The following is a 17,766-nucleotide window of genomic DNA, read 5'->3' on the forward strand; positions in this document are numbered from 1 at the left end:
CGCCGAATCGACGCTTAAACTTTGAATTGCTAAGGGTTTGGGTGGCTTCGTAGTTCATCTGCCTAGGTGTAAAGCAATGAACCAAAACCTAAAAATCTACCATAGAAACTATTATGCAAGAGGTCTATTATTCAAACACCTGATCGGCACTGGATTGGATGGCATCGGGTATGGTCACTCCCATGGCGGCCGCCGCCTTCAGATTGATGGCCAGGTCAACGGTGTTGGCTAATTCCACGGGGATATCTCCAGGTTTTTCGCCGCCGAGGATGCGGACGACCATGGCCCCGGTTTGGCGACCGACTTCGTAGTAGTCAAAGCTAGCGGTTGCGATCGCACCCCGCTCCACCGAATCCGTATCTCCAGCAAACACTGGCAACTTGTTCTCATTCCCCACTTGAATCACCGCCTCCAGGGCCGACACCACCGTATTATCGGTGGGGACATAGATCACATCCACCTTGCCCACCAGGCTTTTCGCCGCCGTCGCCACATCGGCCGAGCTAGATACCGTCGCCTCCTGCAGGGTAAATCCCTGCGCCTCAGCCTCTGTCTTGAGCAATGCCAACAGACTGACGGAGTTAGATTCTCCCGCGTTGTAAATCACCCCCACGGTTTTCGCATCGGGGACAATATCGGCCACTAAGGCCAGATGTTCATCAATGGGGGAGAGATCGCTCACGCCGGTGACGGTGCCGCCAGACGCCTCTAAACTGGGCACCAATTCTGCACCCACCGGGTCGGTCACCGCCGAAAATACCACCGGAATGGTGTCGGTACTACCCACCACCGCCTGGGCCGATGGGGTGGCAATGGCCACGATCAGGTCTGGGGCATCCCCCACAAATTTCTGGGCGATCTGGGCTGCATTGGCGGCCTGGCCCTGGGCACTTTCCCACTCCCACTTCAGGGAGCTATCGGCTTCGTAGCCCTCCTCCTTGAGCTTGTCTTTGAGACCATCCCGCACGGCATCTAGGGCCGGGTGCTCAACAATTTGGGTGACGGCAACGTAGGGCACATCGGTGGCAGTGGGATCCCCATATTCATCCAGTTCCTGGTTGCTACCGCAGCCGAGTAACGTGGCCGAAAGCAGGGCGGGCAGCACTAAGGTTTTAGGGAAAAAGCAAGGGTATTTCATCACTAATCAAAACCTCTCAAACAAAATCTATCCAGCAGCTAGTAGTGAAAGCAATGGCCCTAGTCACCGCCGTACTGGGCCTTGAGTTCAGCCACCCGATCATCATCCAGCTTTTGGAATAGGGGGGCGGGTACGGCAAAGCCACGACCCGCCGTCAGAATCGTTAGATCCGTGGCAGCCGCCATGGTGCTGTTGCGCTCTTCGTCGGTGAGCTGGAGGGCATCGTAGAGCAGGGCAGCGGTGTGGGGGATGAAGGGGGCACTAGCGATCGCATATAGCCGAATCAGGTTAATGCAGGTGCGAATCACCACCGCTGCTCCATCCTGATCTTGCTTAAACAACGACCAGGGAGCCCGCACGTCAATATATTGATTCCCCACCGTCCATAGGGCATTCAACGTTTCCGTCGCCCGCCGAAATTCCTGCTGGCGCAGATGGCTCCGCAGTTTTTCCACCAAGTCTTTACAGGTCGCTTCCAGTTCCGCCTCGGCCTCCCCAGGGGTACCGCCGGACGGCAGTTCTGGCCCAAACTTAGAGGCCGTAAACTTCAGAATCCGATTGACAAAATTCCCCAAATTGTCCGCCAGTTCCTTATTCACCCGGTTCTGGAATAGCTCCCAGGTAAAGGCAGAATCCGACGACTCCGGCGCGCTGGCCATCAGCATGTAGCGCCAATAGTCCGCCGGGGCAATGTCCAGGGCCTGGTCTAGGAAAACGCCCCGCTTAGAACTGGTGGAAAACTTGCCCCCATAGTAGTTGAGCCAGTTAAAGCCCTTGATGTAGTCCGCCATCTTCCAGGGTTCGCGGCTGCCGAGGATGGTGGCAGGCCACATAATGGTATGGAAGGGCAGATTGTCCTTGGCCATAAACTGGGTGTAGTGCACATCTTCTCCCCCTTTCCACCAGCTCTCCCAATCATTACCGGTGGATTCACCCCAAGCTTTTGTAGCCGACACATAGCCGATGGGGGCATCGAACCAGACATAAAACACCTTGCCTTCAAAGCCCTCGACCGGCACCGGCACCCCCCAGCTCAGATCGCGGGTAATGCCTCGGCTCTGTAACCCTTCATCCAGCCACTTCTGGGCAATGGACATGGTCAGCTTGGGCCATTGGGTTTGCTGATCCACCCAGGTGCGGATTTCATCGCTCAGTTTGTCCAGCAGCAAGAACAGATGCTTGGAACTGCGTACTTCTAAATTAGTGCTGCCGGAAATCGTTGAGCGGGGGTCAATCAGGTCCGTGGGGGACAATACCTTGGTGCAGTTCTCACACTGATCTCCCCGAGCCTTGTCATAACCACAGTGGGGACAGGTACCTGTGACATAGCGGTCGGGCAAAAAGCGGTCGTCTTCTAGGGAATAGATCTGGCTGATTTCCCGTTCTTCAATGAACCCATGCTGGGCCAGCTTTTGGTAAAAATGCTGGGTCAGTTCGTGGTTTTCGGGGGCCGACGTGCGACCAAAATAGTCAAAGGAAAGGCCGAAACACTCGTAGATATCTTTTTGTTTCTGGTACTGGCGAGTGCAGAACTCAGCCACCTCTAAATTTGCTTCTAGGGCGGCGATTTCCGCTGGTGTGCCATGTTCATCGGTGGCGCAGATATAGAGGACCTCTTCTCCCTCTTGACGCAGGAAGCGTGCGTATACATCGGCGGGCAGCATGGAGCCCACCAGGTTACCCAGGTGTTTAATACCGTTGATGTAGGGAAGGGCGCTGGTAATGAGGTATCGCATGCGGAGGTTGCTATCGTTTGCCAAGGCAGTGTGCTCTATACACCCTAGCGGGTTAGGTGTGTTGGCTCAATAGTAGCGAGCTTTTTAGGCTTAGCCAATTAAATCCCCTTTATACTGATCGTCAATATGTATGGGAATATGTATGGCTCTGTGGGATGCGGGTCAAGGGCACCCACGGTATGGGGATTCAGGTATTTTCCAAGGGGCATTATGCCAATTATTTCTCAAATTGTGACGTTTTCCGGCAAGATTCATCAGGGTGAGGATTTAAGTGCGATCGCAAACTTTACGATCGACGGCACCCCCTATCTAGCCGTTGGTTCCGATGAAAGCAAAAAACAGTTGCAGCTGCTCAAACAAACAGCCGACCAGGTCTACACCATTGATCAGAACCTGGAGATCGAACTACCTACCCCAGACGATGGCAATGAAATTGACATCGAAAGCATTGCCTTTGACCCAGATAACACCCAGCTTTACATCATTGGCTCCCACTCCCAAAAACGTCAGACCGTAAAAATTGACAAAAAAACAGCCGCTGAAAATCGCCAACGATTAGCCGATGCCAACATCGCCCCCGAGACCGACCGCAATCGCATTTTTCAAGTCACCCTAAAACCCAAAACCGGCAAGGTCAAAGGAGAAATCAAAACAGTCGACTATCTCAAAACCCTGTTTGCCCAAGACGACTACCTCAAACGGTTCATCGATATTCCCAGTAAAGAAAATGGCATTGACATTGAAGGCCTCGCCTACCAAAAGGGACAACTGTTCCTCGGCTTTAGGGGGCCTATCCTCCGGGGTAACTATGTGCCCGTAATGGTGATTGACCAGGATGCCTTCGACCGGACAAAAGCGTTAAAAACCAAAGATCTAAAAGCCAAAGATCCAAAACCCTACGAACTGCGATTTGTCCAACTCAATGGCGGAGCCATTCGAGACATGACAGCGGTAGACGATGGCTTTTTGATCATCGGTGGCCCCATGGGAGATGCCCCCGGTCCCTACAATCTATATTTCTGGGATGGTACGGACATGGTTTATGGCAAAGACCGCCTCCCGCCAATGCCCCCCGCCCTCATCCAGCTAGAAAATATTCAGCCTCCCCTGGGGGACGATGGCACTCCAGGCAAACCCGAAGGCATTACCGTGCTGGAAGAAACCATCACGGGATACAAGGCCTTGATCATTTACGACGGCATCAAGGGCGGGGGGCCCCAGCTTTGGCATATCCCCAAGCCCTGATGGTTTAACCCACTGGGCCAGGTTCACCATAGCCAGCTCCAGGTTTTAGCGAACCACCCTCCCGGCGGTGCCCCCTATGCCGATGGGTACCCACCCCTAGAACCAAGGCTGCCCAGGCATGCCTCCGACCCCCTTGCAAAATATCCATTTAACGATAAGCTATGGCCCAGACCAGCGTGTTTCTACCTAGATGCCAACGTCCAGCCCCCATGCAAAACAACCCAAAGCCCTTGCCCTGAAGCAGGCGGCAAACTGGCAGTGTAAGGCCTGTGGCAAGTTGTGTCGCCGCCCTAACGAATCCTTGGGTGACTTTGCGGTCCGAAGTGGCCATGAAGCAGAGGTGATCGCCGCCCACCCTCGCCGCTGGACGCTACATGTGACCAAAAATTACAAACCAGAATCCATTGTCTTAGACCCGGACAATGCCAAAAAGAAGGCCCCCAAGAAAAAAAACAAAAAATCCTCTAACCAGTCTGTTGTCGTCCTCTGTGGCTCGTGCCATCGCACCTATCACAACTACCGTCGCTGGCAGCGCCATCAACAGCAGCACCACCAACAGCAAGAACACATGGGGCAGCTCACCCTCAGCGATATTCGTCCGCCCCTTACCGGCCTACAGCTATCGTTAAATGACTGGGGTACTCCCTACGAAATCGTCAATCCCCAATCCCCCCGGCGGCGGCTCAAAGCCCCCAAAGCGACCAGTGACTTTAACTGACGTTTACCTAGGAATAGGGTGGCATGTTGAGAGAATTCTGGTGTTAGATCGAACAGTCCCAAGGGAAAAAATTACCCAAATACACGTAAATAACAAATTAAACTGCTTTACGTCCGGGACATCTGTGTAAAGGGTTGCAATATTGGGCATGCTCATTTCACTGGATGCTCTATGTCTTTGTCTGCTCCATTTATATGTTTGTTTTGGAAGGCAGTAAACTGCAACAGATCCAACAAGTTTTTAGTACCCATTCTCTCACAATAAGAATCCAGCAGTCAGGAGCCAGGAGTCACGAGAGGAAGGGATTTTAACTCCCAAACCAAGTCCAGGCAAAGCATCAAAGTCCCTCTCCCCCCGGGAGAGGGATTTAGGGTGAGGGAACCCCCAAGCCTCAAGCCAGCCAAAGTTTACCTACTATCCTTGGGAAGATTTTCCACTTTAAGTTTGTCGAATCAATCGTTGGTTGTGCCCTGTAGATCTCGAATATCAATCGTTGTGAGAAAATCTTATGGAACAGCCGATCATTCTCGATCAGGTGATCTCCTTTGATGGTAACCCGACATTATTCGTCACTGATAAAACGGTTACTAGGGAAGAGTTTCCTGAAGCTTTAAATGCTCCGGTGGGGTCAGAATTTGAGTTACAGGAAAAGTGGATAACGGCCATTGCCCATTGTCCTTTCCTGTCACCTGATCACCAATGGAAAGTAGGAAACATTCAGATCTGCATAGACTTTATTCCTGCTGAACCCTATATCGATGATGAATGGGCCTAAACTAGGTCATCCAGAATGGCTCGTTCTTTTACCCAGCGTTTGATCAGGGGAATATCAAATTCGTATTGGCCATGGTCTTCTTTGAGCACGTGGTAGCGGACCATGCGTCGGAGTGCGGCTTTGGTAGCTGCGTCAGTGGTTGTAGGCTGGGTGCCATCTGCCAAGGCTTTGAGGGCTATTTGGCCTGCGTGGACTTCTTCTGGTTTGGTGGGATCGCCGGTGAACTCGGTCCAGACGTTAGTGAAGTAGGAGGTGCCAAGGGTAAAGGCTCGGGAGATGGCGGCCTCTAGCATATCGGCGGTGGCAGTTTGGGTGTGGTGTTCGGGAGCAAGCTTGGACAAAAACAGCATCCCTACGATTTTGGTGCTTCCTGCTCCCAGATAACATTGGAAATGTTGTATTATCCATTATTCCTCCAGTGCAATAGGGACAGCTCCATCTATTAGACCTTTTGCATCATAGATTTCATGGTAGCCTAGCAGGCTTTAGTTCACTGTTTCCATGTCAGGCAGATGAACTACGAAGCAACCCAAACCCTGAGTGGCCAAAAGTTTAAGTGCCGATTTGGTGTCCAACGCGCCACATTCAATTGCATGGTCAAAGGGGTTAAAGCCCAAATCTCCGATAGGATTACCTACTTGGTCTAGAAAGCTCCACATTGAATATGCTAGCCTCTACATGATCCTCAATTAAGCACAAATCTTTCCCCACAATACGGGCGCTAGCAACAATGTCATATCCATCTAAACCCTCACCAGAGGTATCTGCTGAGCCCTGCGTAACCACATTCGATGAGTTTGTGCGATTGGCGGATTATTCTCTGATGGATACCCTAAATGCCGATCCTGACGCCACGGTCGATGGTGAAGATCACCGTGCCCGCCAGGTTTTTTCTGGTCATTTTGTACCTGTGGCACCCACACCGCTTCCAGAACCCGAATATGTCACCCATAGCAGCACTTTTTTTAAGGAACTTGGGTTGAGCGATGAGTTGGCCCTTGATGAAAAATTTCGGCAGGTATTTTCGGGTGATCTCTCTGCTGCCCATGGGCCGATGCGTCAGGTTGGCTGGGCGACGGGGTATGCACTGTCGATTTATGGCACCGAATATATCCACAATTGTCCATTCGGTACGGGGAATGGTTATGGCGATGGTCGGGCGATATCTGTATTTGAAGGCGTCATCAATGGCCAGCGCTGGGAAATGCAATTGAAAGGGGGTGGCCCAACGCCTTATTGCCGTGGTGCCGAAGGGCGTGCAGTATTACGTTCAAGTGTGCGTGAGTTTTTAGCGCAAGACTATATGCACGCTTTAGGTGTGCCAACATCGCGCTCTTTGACACTGTACGTTTCTAAATCTGAGACCGTTACCCGGCCTTGGTATTCTCAAGACTCCTACTCCACCGAGCCTGATATTTTGGTGGACAATCCTGTGGCCATTTCAACTCGCGTTGCACCCTCCTTTTTGCGCGTTGGTCAGCTAGAGTTATTTGCCCGCCGCGATCGCAACAATGCTCATCCAAAAGCATCAGAAGAGTTGCGTATGATAGTGTCGCATTTAATTGAGCGAGAATACAAAAGCGACATTAATCAAAACCTTGGTTTTGCAGATCAATTGGTTGAGTTGGCTAAGTTATTTCGCCAGCGTCTGATTTCACTGGTGGCCAACTGGCTACGGGTTGGTTACTGCCAGGGTAATTTTAACAGCGACAACTGCGCCGCTGGTGGCTTTACCCTCGACTATGGACCTTTTGGGTTTTGTGAAATTTTTGACCCTTGGTTTCAACCATGGACTGGCGGCGGCCAACACTTTGCATTCATCAATCAGCCAAGGGCAGCAGAAGCGAATTATTATATGTTTTGGAAAGCTGTGAGACCGTTACTTGCAGAAGATGCTGACGCTTTAGAACAGTTCGACCAAGTAGGCCGTGGCTTTGCAGAAGTAATGCAACAACAAATCCAAAACATGTGGGCGGCCAAACTTGGCTTAACTGAATTTAACCCAGAGCTATTTAAGCAATTAATGCAGTTAATGACCCACTCAGATGTGGATTACACCATTTTCTTCCGCGAGTTATCTCACATACCAGACGATGTCTCAGCCTTGAAAAAGAGTTTCTATGGTAAAACGTCACAACAACTCGATGAACAATGGCAAACTTGGCTAAAAAGCTGGCGTGACCTTGTTATTAACGACGGCAATTTGGCTGAGATCTCAACACATATGAAACAGACTAACCCAAAATACACATGGCGAGAGTGGTTGATTGTCCCTGCCTATCAACAAGCCATGCAGGGTGACTACACGTTAGTTAAAGAGTTGCAAGCAGTATTTAGCTATCCATATGATGAGCAATCACAAGACGTAGAAGATAAATACTATCGTCTAAGACCTAGTGCGTTTTCTGACGTTGGTGGCGTGTCGCACTATAGTTGTTCATCTTGATGATGCGCGGGCTTATGATCGGAGGGAACCAAAACCGGTTGCTTGGAGTCCTTCCGAGTTCCCTTTCCGGAAGTAATACAGCTATTCTAGCTAGGCAAACTGGGGTTTCCATGGCTAGGGCTGGGATGCCGCCCTAGGACCCAGCCTACTGGGTTGTCCTCAATTTAGATATTATTTATGATGAAATATTGCCAATTGAGTTGACTGACAACCCTAACTTGGACCGAATGGATAACTTAGGTAGAGTGCCTCTGCCCCATCACCTAGGATTTGCTGGTAACCATGTTGTCAAAACTGAACCTCGGACAAAAATTTACCCTGATGCTCCTGGGAGTATTTATGGTCGGTATCTTAATGGGTGGCATCGCCCTGTCGCGATTGCTGAACTACACTGCCCAGGCCGAGCTGACCAGTAAGGCCCTGATGCTGATGGAGACCATGAATGCTGTCCGACAGTACACCGTTGATGAAGTCACGCCAGAAATATCCGAACGTAGCGAAGTCCAGTTTTTGCCGGAAACCGTGCCCAGCTACTCGGCCCATACGGTGTTTAAAGTCCTGCAATCTAGCCCAGACTATCAAGACTTTTCCTATCGGGAAGCTGTTCTGAATCCAACTAATCCTAAGGATAAGGCCGATCAGCTGGAAGCGTCGTTGGTGAGTAAATTTAAAGAGGCTGACAGCCCTGAAGAATTCCACGACTTTAGAAATTCCCCAGGCGGCAAACTATACTACATTGCCAGGCCAATTCAAATCAAACAAGAGGCTTGTCTATCGTGCCATAGCACCCCCGAACGAGCGCCCAAAAGTATGGTTGACCTTTACGGTAGGCAGAACGGTTTTGGTTGGAAACTGAATGACATTATCGGTACTCAAATTATCTCGGTGCCCGCCCAAACCGTATTTACTAAGGCCAGGAAATCGCTGTTGATTACCTTGGGGGTGTTTACTGGGGTGTTTGCGATCGCAATCCTCCTAGTCAACTACTGGCTCAAACGCTACGTGGTACGGCCCCTCAACCGCATGGCCGCCACTGCCGAAGCCGTCAGCACAGGCGACACCAAAGCCGAATTTACCAAATGGTCCGACGACGAAGTGGGCAAACTCACCGACTCCTTTAACCGCATGCGCCTCAGTTTACAAATGGCCATGCAGCGGCTAGAACGCAATCGCAATAGACGACCAGGCGGATCACAGTCAGGTTAGGTGTAAGCGGGTACCAACTCAAAGCGAGACATTGTTCCAAGGATAGTATTCAGGAGTCAGGGGTCAGAATTCAGTGCCTGACTGGCTTCTGGCTTCTGACCCCTGACTCCCCACCCAGTCAGGATTTCCCGGCTTAAATTGATACCCTAAGCGTCATTTTGGCGACCGGACTTTCACAATGGCATTGCGTAACTGCTGACGAAATTCCTGGGCCTTCTTTCCATCTGGAATTTCCTTCGCCAGCCGATCCACAAAGGCGCGGGCAGTCAGGTCTGGATAATCGGCCAAGATATCTTCCACAATCATGCTAGCCATCGGCCCAATGGACTGGGCTAGGACCTGGCGACATTGGTTAATAAAAGCAGGCTTTAACAACTGCTGCAAGGTGTACAGCTCTGGCATCGTTTGACTGTTAGCCAAGGCTTCGCTAGGCACACAAATGTGACTGACAAAAGCGGTGGCCCGGTCCGCATCGGTGATTTGCCCCGCCAAAATATCAACTATTTCCTGGGGGGTGGCGTCAGGATTATCCTGCAGGGTTTCTTCGATCACCATGTCGGCAATGGGGCCAATGCAGCGCGCCAGTTCGTCACGGCACTGGGCAATAAAGGCCGGATCTGGCCGAAAAGGATTGCTGAGCTGCGGCTCGGGTGGAGCTATTAACCGGGTAGGTTGGGACACCGGATTCAGGGTTTTACCCACACTGGCCGGTAGTAGGGGGCTGAGCTGTTCAAATACTTCACTAGCAGACTGATACCGTTCCTGGGGCTGTTGCCGGATCATGGTGTCCAAAACCCTCGCCAGGGTTGGGCTGACGGTGGCATGCTGCTGCCATTGCAGGTCCAGCGTCCGATCATCCATCAGGTTGCGGGGATGCTCTCCGGTCAGGAGCACTAGGGCCGTTATCCCCAGGGCATAGAGATCGCTAGAAGGGTTGCATTTGCCATACATTTGCTCTGGCGGGGAATAGCCAAATTTACCCACGGCGGTAACTGAATTTTTGAGGCTGTCCGCCCGGGTAATACTTTCCGCTAGGGCATCGGACTTGGTGTTATTGACCAGGCCAAAGTCGATCAAAATGGGTAGGTTGCGATCGCGAGAAAACATCACATTTTCAGGGGAAATATCACGATGCATAATGTTCAGACTGTGGAGATAGTCCAGCACGCGCAGCATGTGGACCAGCCAGTAAACCACCTCCGCCTCGGTAAAGAGTTTAGATTGCTTCTTACGCCGTTGCAGCAGCTTTAGATAGGTGATCCCATCAATGTATTCCTGAACAATGAACAGCCGTTTGGCCTGGGTAAAGCTAGCCAAAAATTTAGGAATCTGCGGATGGTCAATGCTGTGGAGCGTTTTGGCCTCTCGCTGGAATAGCTCAATCGCCTTTTGCAAGAAGGCCCCCTGCTTTTGCATCGGGCGCAGTTCCTTGAGCACACAGAGTTCGCCAAAGCGCTGGGTGTCTTCCACCAAGTAAGAAAAGCCAAAGCCCCCCTGTCCCAACATTTTTTTAATGGTGTAGCGCCCTGCCACTTTGGTGCCTTCTGGCAGGACCTCCTTAGGCTGTGATCCCTGCTGGAGGGGTTGAGGCGCAGCTTGGGGAACTGAGGGGCGGCCAGCACTGGGCCGGGCCGATAGAGCGGCTGATGGGCGAGCCCGCTGAGGCAATCCAGGCTGGGGTTGATGGGGATCAGGCGCAGATCTGCCCCCAGATAGTTGAGCCCCAGGGCTGTAGTTGCCAGATGGGGAGCTCTGGCCCCGATGTCCAGAGCCCGCCACATTAAGGTGATAGACCGAAATCGGATCTTGAATATTTTTAAGTTTGAGTGGACCGACAAATTCTGCATCCAGGGACAGCCGCACCTTCACCAGGTCGTAGATCAGTTGGGATAGGCAAATGCCGCCGGGTTTAGCCTGGGTCTGGAGCCGCGCCGCAATGTTGACGCTGTTGCCCATGACGTCTGACTGGTTGAAAAAGACATCCCCCATGTGGATGCCGATCCGGTGAGCCAGGCTGTCGGAGTCTGAGGCTCTGGAAATAAAAGCTTTTTGGATTGCGATCGCACAACCCACCGCCTGCACCGCACTGACAAAATACATCAACAATCCATCGCCCGTAGACTTCAGCACCTGACCGTCAAACGCTTGGCACTGATTTTCCATCAATGCCAAGTCATGGCGAATCAGTCCTAGGGTTCTTTCTTCATCAACCGACATGCGGGCACTAAAACCCACCGCATCAGTCACAACAATGGCAGCAAGGGCACGCTGTCCTCGGCTAGGGATAGGAAGTTTGCTGGACATGAGCTCAAGGGAACTGTTAAAGGGGCACACTATGAAACGTAGGATGTGTAAATCGTCTCAGGACTCTACACAGATGACATAGGCCGTAACTAAATCGGCCACAACGTGTCACGCAGGGAACAGCACCCTAAAACCTTCACCACATAGGCCTCGGTTTTCTGATAAAGGCCCTGGAACCAATTCAAAAATCGTCTGTGCCTACACCTCATACTTTCCAGACTTCATTAGCCAACCCGCAAAGCTAGTGATTTTGATCACAAAGCTTAATCACTCCGTAAGCTAACAGCAGCCATAACTCCATTTCCCCTGGGACCCATTAGCGATAGCATTTTAAGATTGACGTTTTCCAATCTCCAGTGCAAACCGCTACCCCAAAGGCCACATTCTCCATGGACACCCAGACCCTGATCCGAATTATCGACACCGCTTGGGAAAACCGCAGTGAGATCAATTCCAATACATCAGGCGAAACCCGCGACGCCATCGAACATGTCGTCAACGGCCTCGATCACGGCCAGTACCGTGTCACCGAAAAATCAGGAGATGACTGGGTTGTTAACCAATGGCTCAAAAAGGCCGTCCTCATGTCCTTTCGTCTCAACGACTCCACCGTCATTGCTAGCGGTCTAAAGTACGCCGACATGGGCGATGCCCCCTGGTTTGATAAAGTCCCCTCCAAGTTTTCCGGCTGGACCCAGGCTGACTTCACCCAGGCCGGATTTCGCGCCGTACCCAATTGCGTCGTGCGACGCGGTTCCTACGTGGCTGGCAACGTCGTCCTCATGCCCAGTTTTGTCAACATCGGGGCCTATGTGGACAGCGGCACCATGATCGACAGCTACGTCACCGTCGGCTCCTGCGCCCAAATCGGCAAAAACTGCCACATCTCCGCCGGCGTCGTCATCGGCGGTGTGCTCGAACCTCTCCAGGCCAACCCCGTGATCATTGAAGACAATGTCTTCGTCGGTGGCCAAAGCGAAGTATCCGAAGGAGTGATTGTCCGACAAGGGGCCGTCCTAGCCATCGGCGTGTACCTAAGTCAGTCCACCAAAATTGTTAACCGCGCCACCGGAGAGATTACCTACGGCGAGATTCCCCCCTACTCAGTTGTAGTACCAGGGGCATTGCCAGGTAAGCCCATGCCCGATGGCACACCAGGACCTAGCCTGTACTGCAACGTGATCGTCAAGACCGTAGACGATCAGACCCGGTCAAAAACATCGATCAATGACCTGTTGCGAGATTAGGTCAGACAAAGACTAATCCATTTGGAGAACTAGTTTCTAACCATTTCCCCATCCCCTCTCGGGAGGGGTGCCTACAAGGCGGGGTAGGTTCACCGCTAACGCCAGAGTAAAACCCCCATCCCCTCTCGGGAGGGGTGCCTGAAAGGCGGGGTGGTTCACCGCTAACACCAAAGTAGAAACCCCCATCCCCTCCCAGAAGGAGATGGGTCATCACCAACAATTAATCTCACCCCTAGGAGTTCTCCATGTCTCTGTTACCTTTCGACCAAAAAGAAGGGTTTCTATGGCTCGACGGCAAAACCATTGTCTGGAAAGACGCCACCATCCATCCCCTCACCCACGGTCTCCACTACGCCAGTAGCGTTTTCGAAGGCGTCCGTATCTACAACGGCAAACCGTTTCTCCTCCCTGAGCACATCGAGCGACTGCACCAGTCCGCCAAAATCCTCGGCTTCGAAATTTCCTACTCCACCGCCGACATCATCGCCGCCACCCACGACCTACTGGCCCAGGAAGCCATCGACGTCGGCTACATCCGCCACTTTGCCTGGCGCGGCAGCGAGCGCCTCCGCATCTACGCCCCAGACACATCCACCCGCCTCGGCATTGCCGCCTGGGCCTTTCCCACCACTCTGTTCAGCATCGACACCAAACAACCCTTAACACTAACCAGTCAGATCACCTGGCGCAAACCCGATCCCACTACAGCCCCCACAGTCAGCAAAGCCGCCTGTCTCTATCCCATCTGCACCATGAGCAAGCACGAAGCCGTGCAGCAAGGCTTCGACGATGCCCTAATGCTCGACTATCGGGGGCTAATTGCCGAATCCACCGCATCCAATGTATTTCTGATTATGGACGGGGCCGTGCATACCCCCACACCCGATTGTTTTCTCAACGGTATTACCCGACAAACTATCATCAAACTAGCTAAGCAGCTAGGACTTGAGGTAGTAGAGCGCCATATTCAGCCGGAGGAACTAGCCCAGACCCAAGAAGTCTTTTTAACCGGGACCACCTGTGAAATCGAATCCATTAGTCAGATAGACAGGCAGACGTTCGAGCCCTTTGGACCAGTGACCATGAGGTTGATTGAAGCCTATAGAGACTTTGTAACCGATCAGACAGCGCTAGGTTCTCAATAAATAGGGAACGACGAGAAACCTTCAAAAACAGGGGTAACCCAGTAACCTGGGGTTTGGGGAGGCTCTCAGCCCTAACCATGAGAAACCCCAGGTTGCCTAAAAGAGATAACGGAACTGTTTCCAGAAAGGGAACTCGGAGGAACCCCAAGCAACATCTTTAAACTCCCCACCAACAGTCTAAGCTACATTCTCTTTGCAATCAGCCTTTACCTAATCACTGCCACGCCAACTACAATCATGACCACTACTCCCCTCAATACCCTCATCCTCGACCCAGTAAACATCACCCAAGAACTCATCCGCTGCCCCAGCGTCACCCCCGACCGAGAAGGCGGCCTAGACGTTGTCCAACGCCATCTAGAACTCCTCGGCTTCACCTGCCACCGCATGACCTTCCACAATGAACCCGGCAGCTACCCAGTAGACAACCTCTACGCCCGCCTGGGCACCGAAGCCCCCAACCTAGCCTTTGCCGGTCACACCGATGTGGTCCCGGAAGGCAATCGAGAGCGTTGGGGAGATATTGATCCCTACAAAGGAGAAATTCGAGACGGCATCCTATGGGGGCGGGGCACCGTCGACATGAAAGCCGGAATCGGCTGCTTTATTGCGGCAGTATCCACCTGGTTAGCCCAGAACAAAGACCGTTTTAAGGGCTCCTTCAGTTTCATCATTACCGGCGATGAGGAGCACGAAGCCATTAACGGCACCAAACCGGTGATGAAATGGCTAGAAGCACGGGGAGAGAAAATTGATGCCTGTGTAGTGGGCGAGCCGACAAATCCATTGGAAATGGGGGACTGTGTCCACATTGGCCGCCGGGGCAGTATCAACACGTTTATTACCGTCAAGGGCAAACAGGGGCATGTGGCCTACCAGCGCAATGTATTGAACCCAGTACCCGCAGCAGTGGCCATGGTGACGGCACTGCAAAATCTCCCATTGGACAATGGCAACAATTGGTTTGAGCCTTCAAACCTAGAAATGACCCAGTTTGAAACTGCTAACTGTGCAGAAAATGTAATTCCATCGGAGGTAAAACTGCGGTTTAATATTCGGTTTAACGATGAACAAACCGGGGATGGGTTACAGCAGTTAATCCGTGAAACGGTAGACCCCATTGCCCGTGAGTATGGCACTGAGTACGATATTCGCTTTCGGGTAAGTGGCGAAGCCTTTCGCACAGACCCGGACGATAGTTTTGTCGCCCTAGTGCAGGATGCAGTGGAAGAGATTGCCCATCGGCGTCCCAGACTGAGTACCGAAGGGGGCATTACCGATGCCCGCTATCTGGTGCCCCACTGTGTGACAGTGGAATATGGGCCGTTGGATAACACCATGCACCAGATTGGGGAGCATATACCCATTGCCCATATCCATGAACTACATCAGGTTTACGAGCGCATCATTGACAAGTTTTTTAAGGGATGAGGGGGACATAGTGCATCGGGTCTATCTGCCAGGGCAGGGGTAGACCCTATGGCCCAGTGGCTGTTTGAGCAAGGGCTTTTTTAATGGGTGGTTTTGCTGGCTGCTAATGGGCAGATCTGTGGACCTACCGGGGTATCTAAAATTGCTACGTCCACGTCAAATACTTCATTCACAATGTTGGGAGTGAGGGTGTCGAGCACAGGGCCTAGGGCCCATATTTTTCCTCTGCGCATGAAGGCTAGTCGATCGCTATAGCGGGCGGCGAGGTTGATGTCGTGCAGGACGGTGACAATGGAGAGATCAGTCTGTTGATTTAGCCGCTTGAGGAGTTCTAGAATCTGTAACTGGTAGTGGATGTCCAGATAGGTGGTGGGTTCATCTAAGAGTAGGACTTGGGGTTGTTGGGCCAGGGCTAGGGCCAAAAAAGCTCGTTGTCGTTGCCCCCCAGATAGGGCCGATACGGCCTGATGGCGATACTGTTCGACTTCTGTCCAGACCAAGGCCTGTTCAATGTGCTCGCGGTCTTCGGTTCCCAGCTCCCATTGCCACCAGGGTTGATGGGGAGAACGACCTAGGCTGACTAGCTGATAAACGGTGACCCCCGTCGGTAAAATTTGTTGCTGGGGCAGTAGGGCTAACTTTTGGGCGATGGTTGTGGGCGACAACCGTTGGATATCTTGACCGTTGAGCAAAATACTTCCCTGCTGGGGGGACAGGATGCGTCCTAGCAGTCTTAATAGGGTGGATTTACCGGAGCCGTTTGCCCCTAAGATGCTGAGCCATTCACCTGGGTTGAGGGCTAGGGTGACCTGGTCAATGATGGCTTGGTTGCCGTAGCCACCCCTGAGGTCACGTGTTTCTAGAACCATGGTTAGATGTTTTGTTGAGGCTCCGTTTGGTCCTGTTTAGGTCCAGTTTAAGCGCAGCCATGGGTCAATCTGGTGCATCTATGGACTGTTTTCGCTGGAGGACTCCGGTTAAAATGGCGAGGGCAAAGGCCCCTAGAATAGCAAATACTAACAACAGTTTGCCCCCTTCTAGGAGACCAGCTCCTAGGGCGACGATGGGGGGATTGGAGATGACGATGCTGAGGATGAGGGCGGGGAAAAAGCGTAGCCAGGAGGCTTGGGTGAGGCCAATGCCATAGGCGACAAAGTCGAAAAACCCCGTCATCAGAAAAGCGGTCATGAGAAAGAAATTGCGCTCTAGGTGCTTCTGGCTGAGGTTGTCGACTCGGGTGATAAATCGTTCGCCGATGAGTCGTTGAACAAAGCTGCGGCCAAACCGTCGGGAGAGGAAAAAGCTGAGGCTGCAGGAGAAAGTGTCGGCTAGGCAAATGACGACGAGTCCCTGGTGGAAGCCCAGTAGACCTCCGGCGAGGACCGAATAGGCGGTTCCTGGCAGGGCGGGAATAACGACGCTGGTAAAGCGGAGGAAAAATAGGGCTAGGGGAGCCCAAACCCCTAGGCTGTCAACATTGGCCCGTAGCTGACTGATGCCGTAGCGTTGAATGACTCCAATGATCAGGATGGTGGCGATCGCAATTCCCAAAAACTTCAGCCACTTACCTAGCCGTTTCCCCGGCTGTTTCCCTGGCTGTTTTTCCGGTTCTGGCTGTTGATCGATCATCGAAGGCCGCTCCCTACATCTCCTGCATTATGACCTACAGGGGCCATGGGCTTTCATGGAGATTTTTTTGACCCTGGGACGCGGTGACTACCGGACGGACGGGCTGGGCAGCGGGTCTTGGGGTGACATTGTCCGTCAGACTACCCGTGGCACTGACTTCCTGAAGGGCATCCTGGAGCCCGGGGGAGAGCTTGGTGGGTTGATTGGAGGATGATTGGCGACGGTTAAGCTCTTTGTTAATTTCTCGGATGCGGCGAGACAGCATGCGAATAATATTGACGGCGATGCCTGGGGTTTCCTCAATGGCTTCATACATCTGCTGTTGGGTGAGCACCAGACAGTCGCAGGGGTTGAGGGTGGTGATCGAGGCGGAGCGGGGTTCCGCATCAAACAGGGACATTTCACCAAAACAAGTGCCCTTTTCTAGGGTGGTTAGCTCCTGCGATCGCAAATGCACCCGAACCCGACCCGATACCACGATGTAGAGCGAGCGTCCCTCCTCCCCTTCCCTAAAAATGGCATGGTTAGCCGGAAACGACAGCTCATCCATAATCGATGCTAGCCGCACCAAAAAGTCATCCCGCAACTCAGTAAAGATCGGCACAGCCCGAACGAACAATAAACGATCAACGCTAGTGAGCATAGTGAACCGGGTTTGTTGCTAAAACTATCTTGTCAATACAATCTTCGAATACATTCATGCCAGTACAGCAGCCATACATGAACATCTAGCTGGGTAAAGCTGA

Annotated in this window: 15 protein-coding genes; 8 read left to right on the forward strand and 7 right to left on the reverse strand. The window is 52.3% G+C overall.

Translation table 11 applies throughout. The features are described 5' to 3' along the window. Positions 1-127 precede the first annotated feature (127 nt). Complete coding sequence (locus VB741_RS08090; protein WP_323364653.1) at positions 128-1,138, reverse strand: ABC transporter substrate-binding protein; 1,011 nt, start codon at positions 1,136-1,138, stop codon at positions 128-130. Between the two features lie 59 nt (positions 1,139-1,197). Continuing rightward, positions 1,198-2,898 (reverse strand): methionine--tRNA ligase, encoded by a 1,701-nt coding sequence (gene metG / locus VB741_RS08095; RefSeq protein WP_323364654.1) that lies wholly within the window; start codon positions 2,896-2,898, stop codon positions 1,198-1,200. A 186-nt stretch (positions 2,899-3,084) separates the two neighbouring features. Here metG and VB741_RS08100 point away from each other — a divergent pair, with 186 nt between their 5' ends. From VB741_RS08100 to VB741_RS08110, 3 genes are all read left to right on the forward strand, one after another. Next, positions 3,085-4,119 carry a DUF3616 domain-containing protein gene (locus tag VB741_RS08100; RefSeq protein WP_323364655.1) on the forward strand — a complete coding sequence of 345 codons (1,035 nt, stop codon included), beginning with the start codon at positions 3,085-3,087 and terminating at the stop codon, positions 4,117-4,119. Between the two features lie 190 nt (positions 4,120-4,309). After that, positions 4,310-4,837 carry a hypothetical protein gene (locus VB741_RS08105; RefSeq protein ID WP_323364656.1) on the forward strand — a complete coding sequence of 176 codons (528 nt, stop codon included), beginning with the start codon at positions 4,310-4,312 and terminating at the stop codon, positions 4,835-4,837. Positions 4,838-5,345: 508 nt separating this feature from the next. After that, positions 5,346-5,612, forward strand: coding sequence for a hypothetical protein (locus VB741_RS08110; RefSeq protein WP_323364657.1), 267 nt, complete (start codon positions 5,346-5,348; stop codon positions 5,610-5,612). Here VB741_RS08110 and VB741_RS08115 read toward each other — a convergent pair. After that, positions 5,609-5,953, reverse strand: a complete 345-nt coding sequence (locus VB741_RS08115; protein WP_323364658.1) for a hypothetical protein — start codon at positions 5,951-5,953, stop codon at positions 5,609-5,611. The genes VB741_RS08110 and VB741_RS08115 overlap by 4 nt on opposite strands. A gap of 389 nt (positions 5,954-6,342) precedes the next feature. On the opposite strand from VB741_RS08115, the gene VB741_RS08120 reads away from it, so the two are divergent. Both VB741_RS08120 and VB741_RS08125 read left to right on the forward strand, forming a co-directional pair. After that, positions 6,343-8,058, forward strand: a complete 1,716-nt coding sequence (locus VB741_RS08120) for a protein adenylyltransferase SelO (RefSeq protein ID WP_323364659.1) — start codon at positions 6,343-6,345, stop codon at positions 8,056-8,058. Between the two features lie 282 nt (positions 8,059-8,340). After that, positions 8,341-9,264 carry a c-type heme family protein gene (locus VB741_RS08125; RefSeq protein WP_323364660.1) on the forward strand — a complete coding sequence of 308 codons (924 nt, stop codon included), beginning with the start codon at positions 8,341-8,343 and terminating at the stop codon, positions 9,262-9,264. Positions 9,265-9,417: 153 nt separating this feature from the next. On the opposite strand, the gene VB741_RS08130 is transcribed toward VB741_RS08125, so the two are convergent. After that, positions 9,418-11,568, reverse strand: a complete 2,151-nt coding sequence (locus tag VB741_RS08130) for a protein kinase domain-containing protein (RefSeq protein ID WP_323364661.1) — start codon at positions 11,566-11,568, stop codon at positions 9,418-9,420. A 389-nt stretch (positions 11,569-11,957) separates the two neighbouring features. On the opposite strand from VB741_RS08130, the gene dapD reads away from it, so the two are divergent. The 3 genes from dapD (at position 11,958) to dapE (ending at position 15,391) form a co-directional block, all read left to right on the forward strand. Beyond that, positions 11,958-12,815 carry a 2,3,4,5-tetrahydropyridine-2,6-dicarboxylate N-succinyltransferase gene (dapD, locus tag VB741_RS08135; RefSeq protein WP_323364662.1) on the forward strand — a complete coding sequence of 286 codons (858 nt, stop codon included), beginning with the start codon at positions 11,958-11,960 and terminating at the stop codon, positions 12,813-12,815. A gap of 245 nt (positions 12,816-13,060) precedes the next feature. Beyond that, complete coding sequence (locus VB741_RS08140; RefSeq protein ID WP_323364663.1) at positions 13,061-13,960, forward strand: aminotransferase class IV; 900 nt, start codon at positions 13,061-13,063, stop codon at positions 13,958-13,960. A 237-nt stretch (positions 13,961-14,197) separates the two neighbouring features. Then, positions 14,198-15,391 (forward strand): succinyl-diaminopimelate desuccinylase, encoded by a 1,194-nt coding sequence (gene dapE / locus VB741_RS08145; protein ID WP_323364664.1) that lies wholly within the window; start codon positions 14,198-14,200, stop codon positions 15,389-15,391. 80 nt (positions 15,392-15,471) lie between these two features. On the opposite strand, the gene VB741_RS08150 is transcribed toward dapE, so the two are convergent. The 3 genes from VB741_RS08150 to VB741_RS08160 form a co-directional block, all read right to left on the reverse strand. Then, positions 15,472-16,260 carry an ABC transporter ATP-binding protein gene (locus tag VB741_RS08150; protein WP_323364665.1) on the reverse strand — a complete coding sequence of 263 codons (789 nt, stop codon included), beginning with the start codon at positions 16,258-16,260 and terminating at the stop codon, positions 15,472-15,474. 64 nt (positions 16,261-16,324) lie between these two features. Next, positions 16,325-17,020, reverse strand: coding sequence for a TVP38/TMEM64 family protein (locus VB741_RS08155; protein WP_323364666.1), 696 nt, complete (start codon positions 17,018-17,020; stop codon positions 16,325-16,327). 34 nt (positions 17,021-17,054) lie between these two features. Further along, the gene (locus VB741_RS08160; protein ID WP_323364667.1) at positions 17,055-17,663 is read right to left on the reverse strand and encodes a Crp/Fnr family transcriptional regulator; all 609 of its coding nucleotides are present in this window, start codon (positions 17,661-17,663) and stop codon (positions 17,055-17,057) included. Positions 17,664-17,766 lie beyond the last annotated feature (103 nt).

The sequence above is a fragment of the Leptothoe sp. PORK10 BA2 genome (assembly GCF_034932105.1).
Lineage (GTDB): Bacteria > Cyanobacteriota > Cyanobacteriia > Phormidesmidales > Phormidesmidaceae > Leptothoe.

Bases quoted from the DNA above. Each gene is read 5' to 3' on its own strand.
- VB741_RS08105 (WP_323364656.1), top strand. From the start codon at position 4,310: ATGCCAACGTCCAGCCCCCATGCAAAACAACCCAAAGCCCTTGCCCTG.
- VB741_RS08120 (WP_323364659.1), top strand. From the start codon at position 6,343: ATGTCATATCCATCTAAACCCTCACCAGAGGTATCTGCTGAGCCCTGC.
- VB741_RS08140 (WP_323364663.1), top strand. From the start codon at position 13,061: ATGTCTCTGTTACCTTTCGACCAAAAAGAAGGGTTTCTATGGCTCGAC.
- dapD (WP_323364662.1), top strand. From the start codon at position 11,958: ATGGACACCCAGACCCTGATCCGAATTATCGACACCGCTTGGGAAAAC.
- VB741_RS08130 (WP_323364661.1), bottom strand. From the start codon at position 11,568: ATGTCCAGCAAACTTCCTATCCCTAGCCGAGGACAGCGTGCCCTTGCT.
- VB741_RS08155 (WP_323364666.1), bottom strand. From the start codon at position 17,020: ATGATCGATCAACAGCCAGAACCGGAAAAACAGCCAGGGAAACAGCCG.
- dapE (WP_323364664.1), top strand. From the start codon at position 14,198: ATGACCACTACTCCCCTCAATACCCTCATCCTCGACCCAGTAAACATC.
- VB741_RS08150 (WP_323364665.1), bottom strand. From the start codon at position 16,260: ATGGTTCTAGAAACACGTGACCTCAGGGGTGGCTACGGCAACCAAGCC.
- VB741_RS08125 (WP_323364660.1), top strand. From the start codon at position 8,341: ATGTTGTCAAAACTGAACCTCGGACAAAAATTTACCCTGATGCTCCTG.
- VB741_RS08100 (WP_323364655.1), top strand. From the start codon at position 3,085: ATGCCAATTATTTCTCAAATTGTGACGTTTTCCGGCAAGATTCATCAG.
- VB741_RS08110 (WP_323364657.1), top strand. From the start codon at position 5,346: ATGGAACAGCCGATCATTCTCGATCAGGTGATCTCCTTTGATGGTAAC.
- VB741_RS08090 (WP_323364653.1), bottom strand. From the start codon at position 1,138: ATGAAATACCCTTGCTTTTTCCCTAAAACCTTAGTGCTGCCCGCCCTG.
- VB741_RS08160 (WP_323364667.1), bottom strand. From the start codon at position 17,663: ATGCTCACTAGCGTTGATCGTTTATTGTTCGTTCGGGCTGTGCCGATC.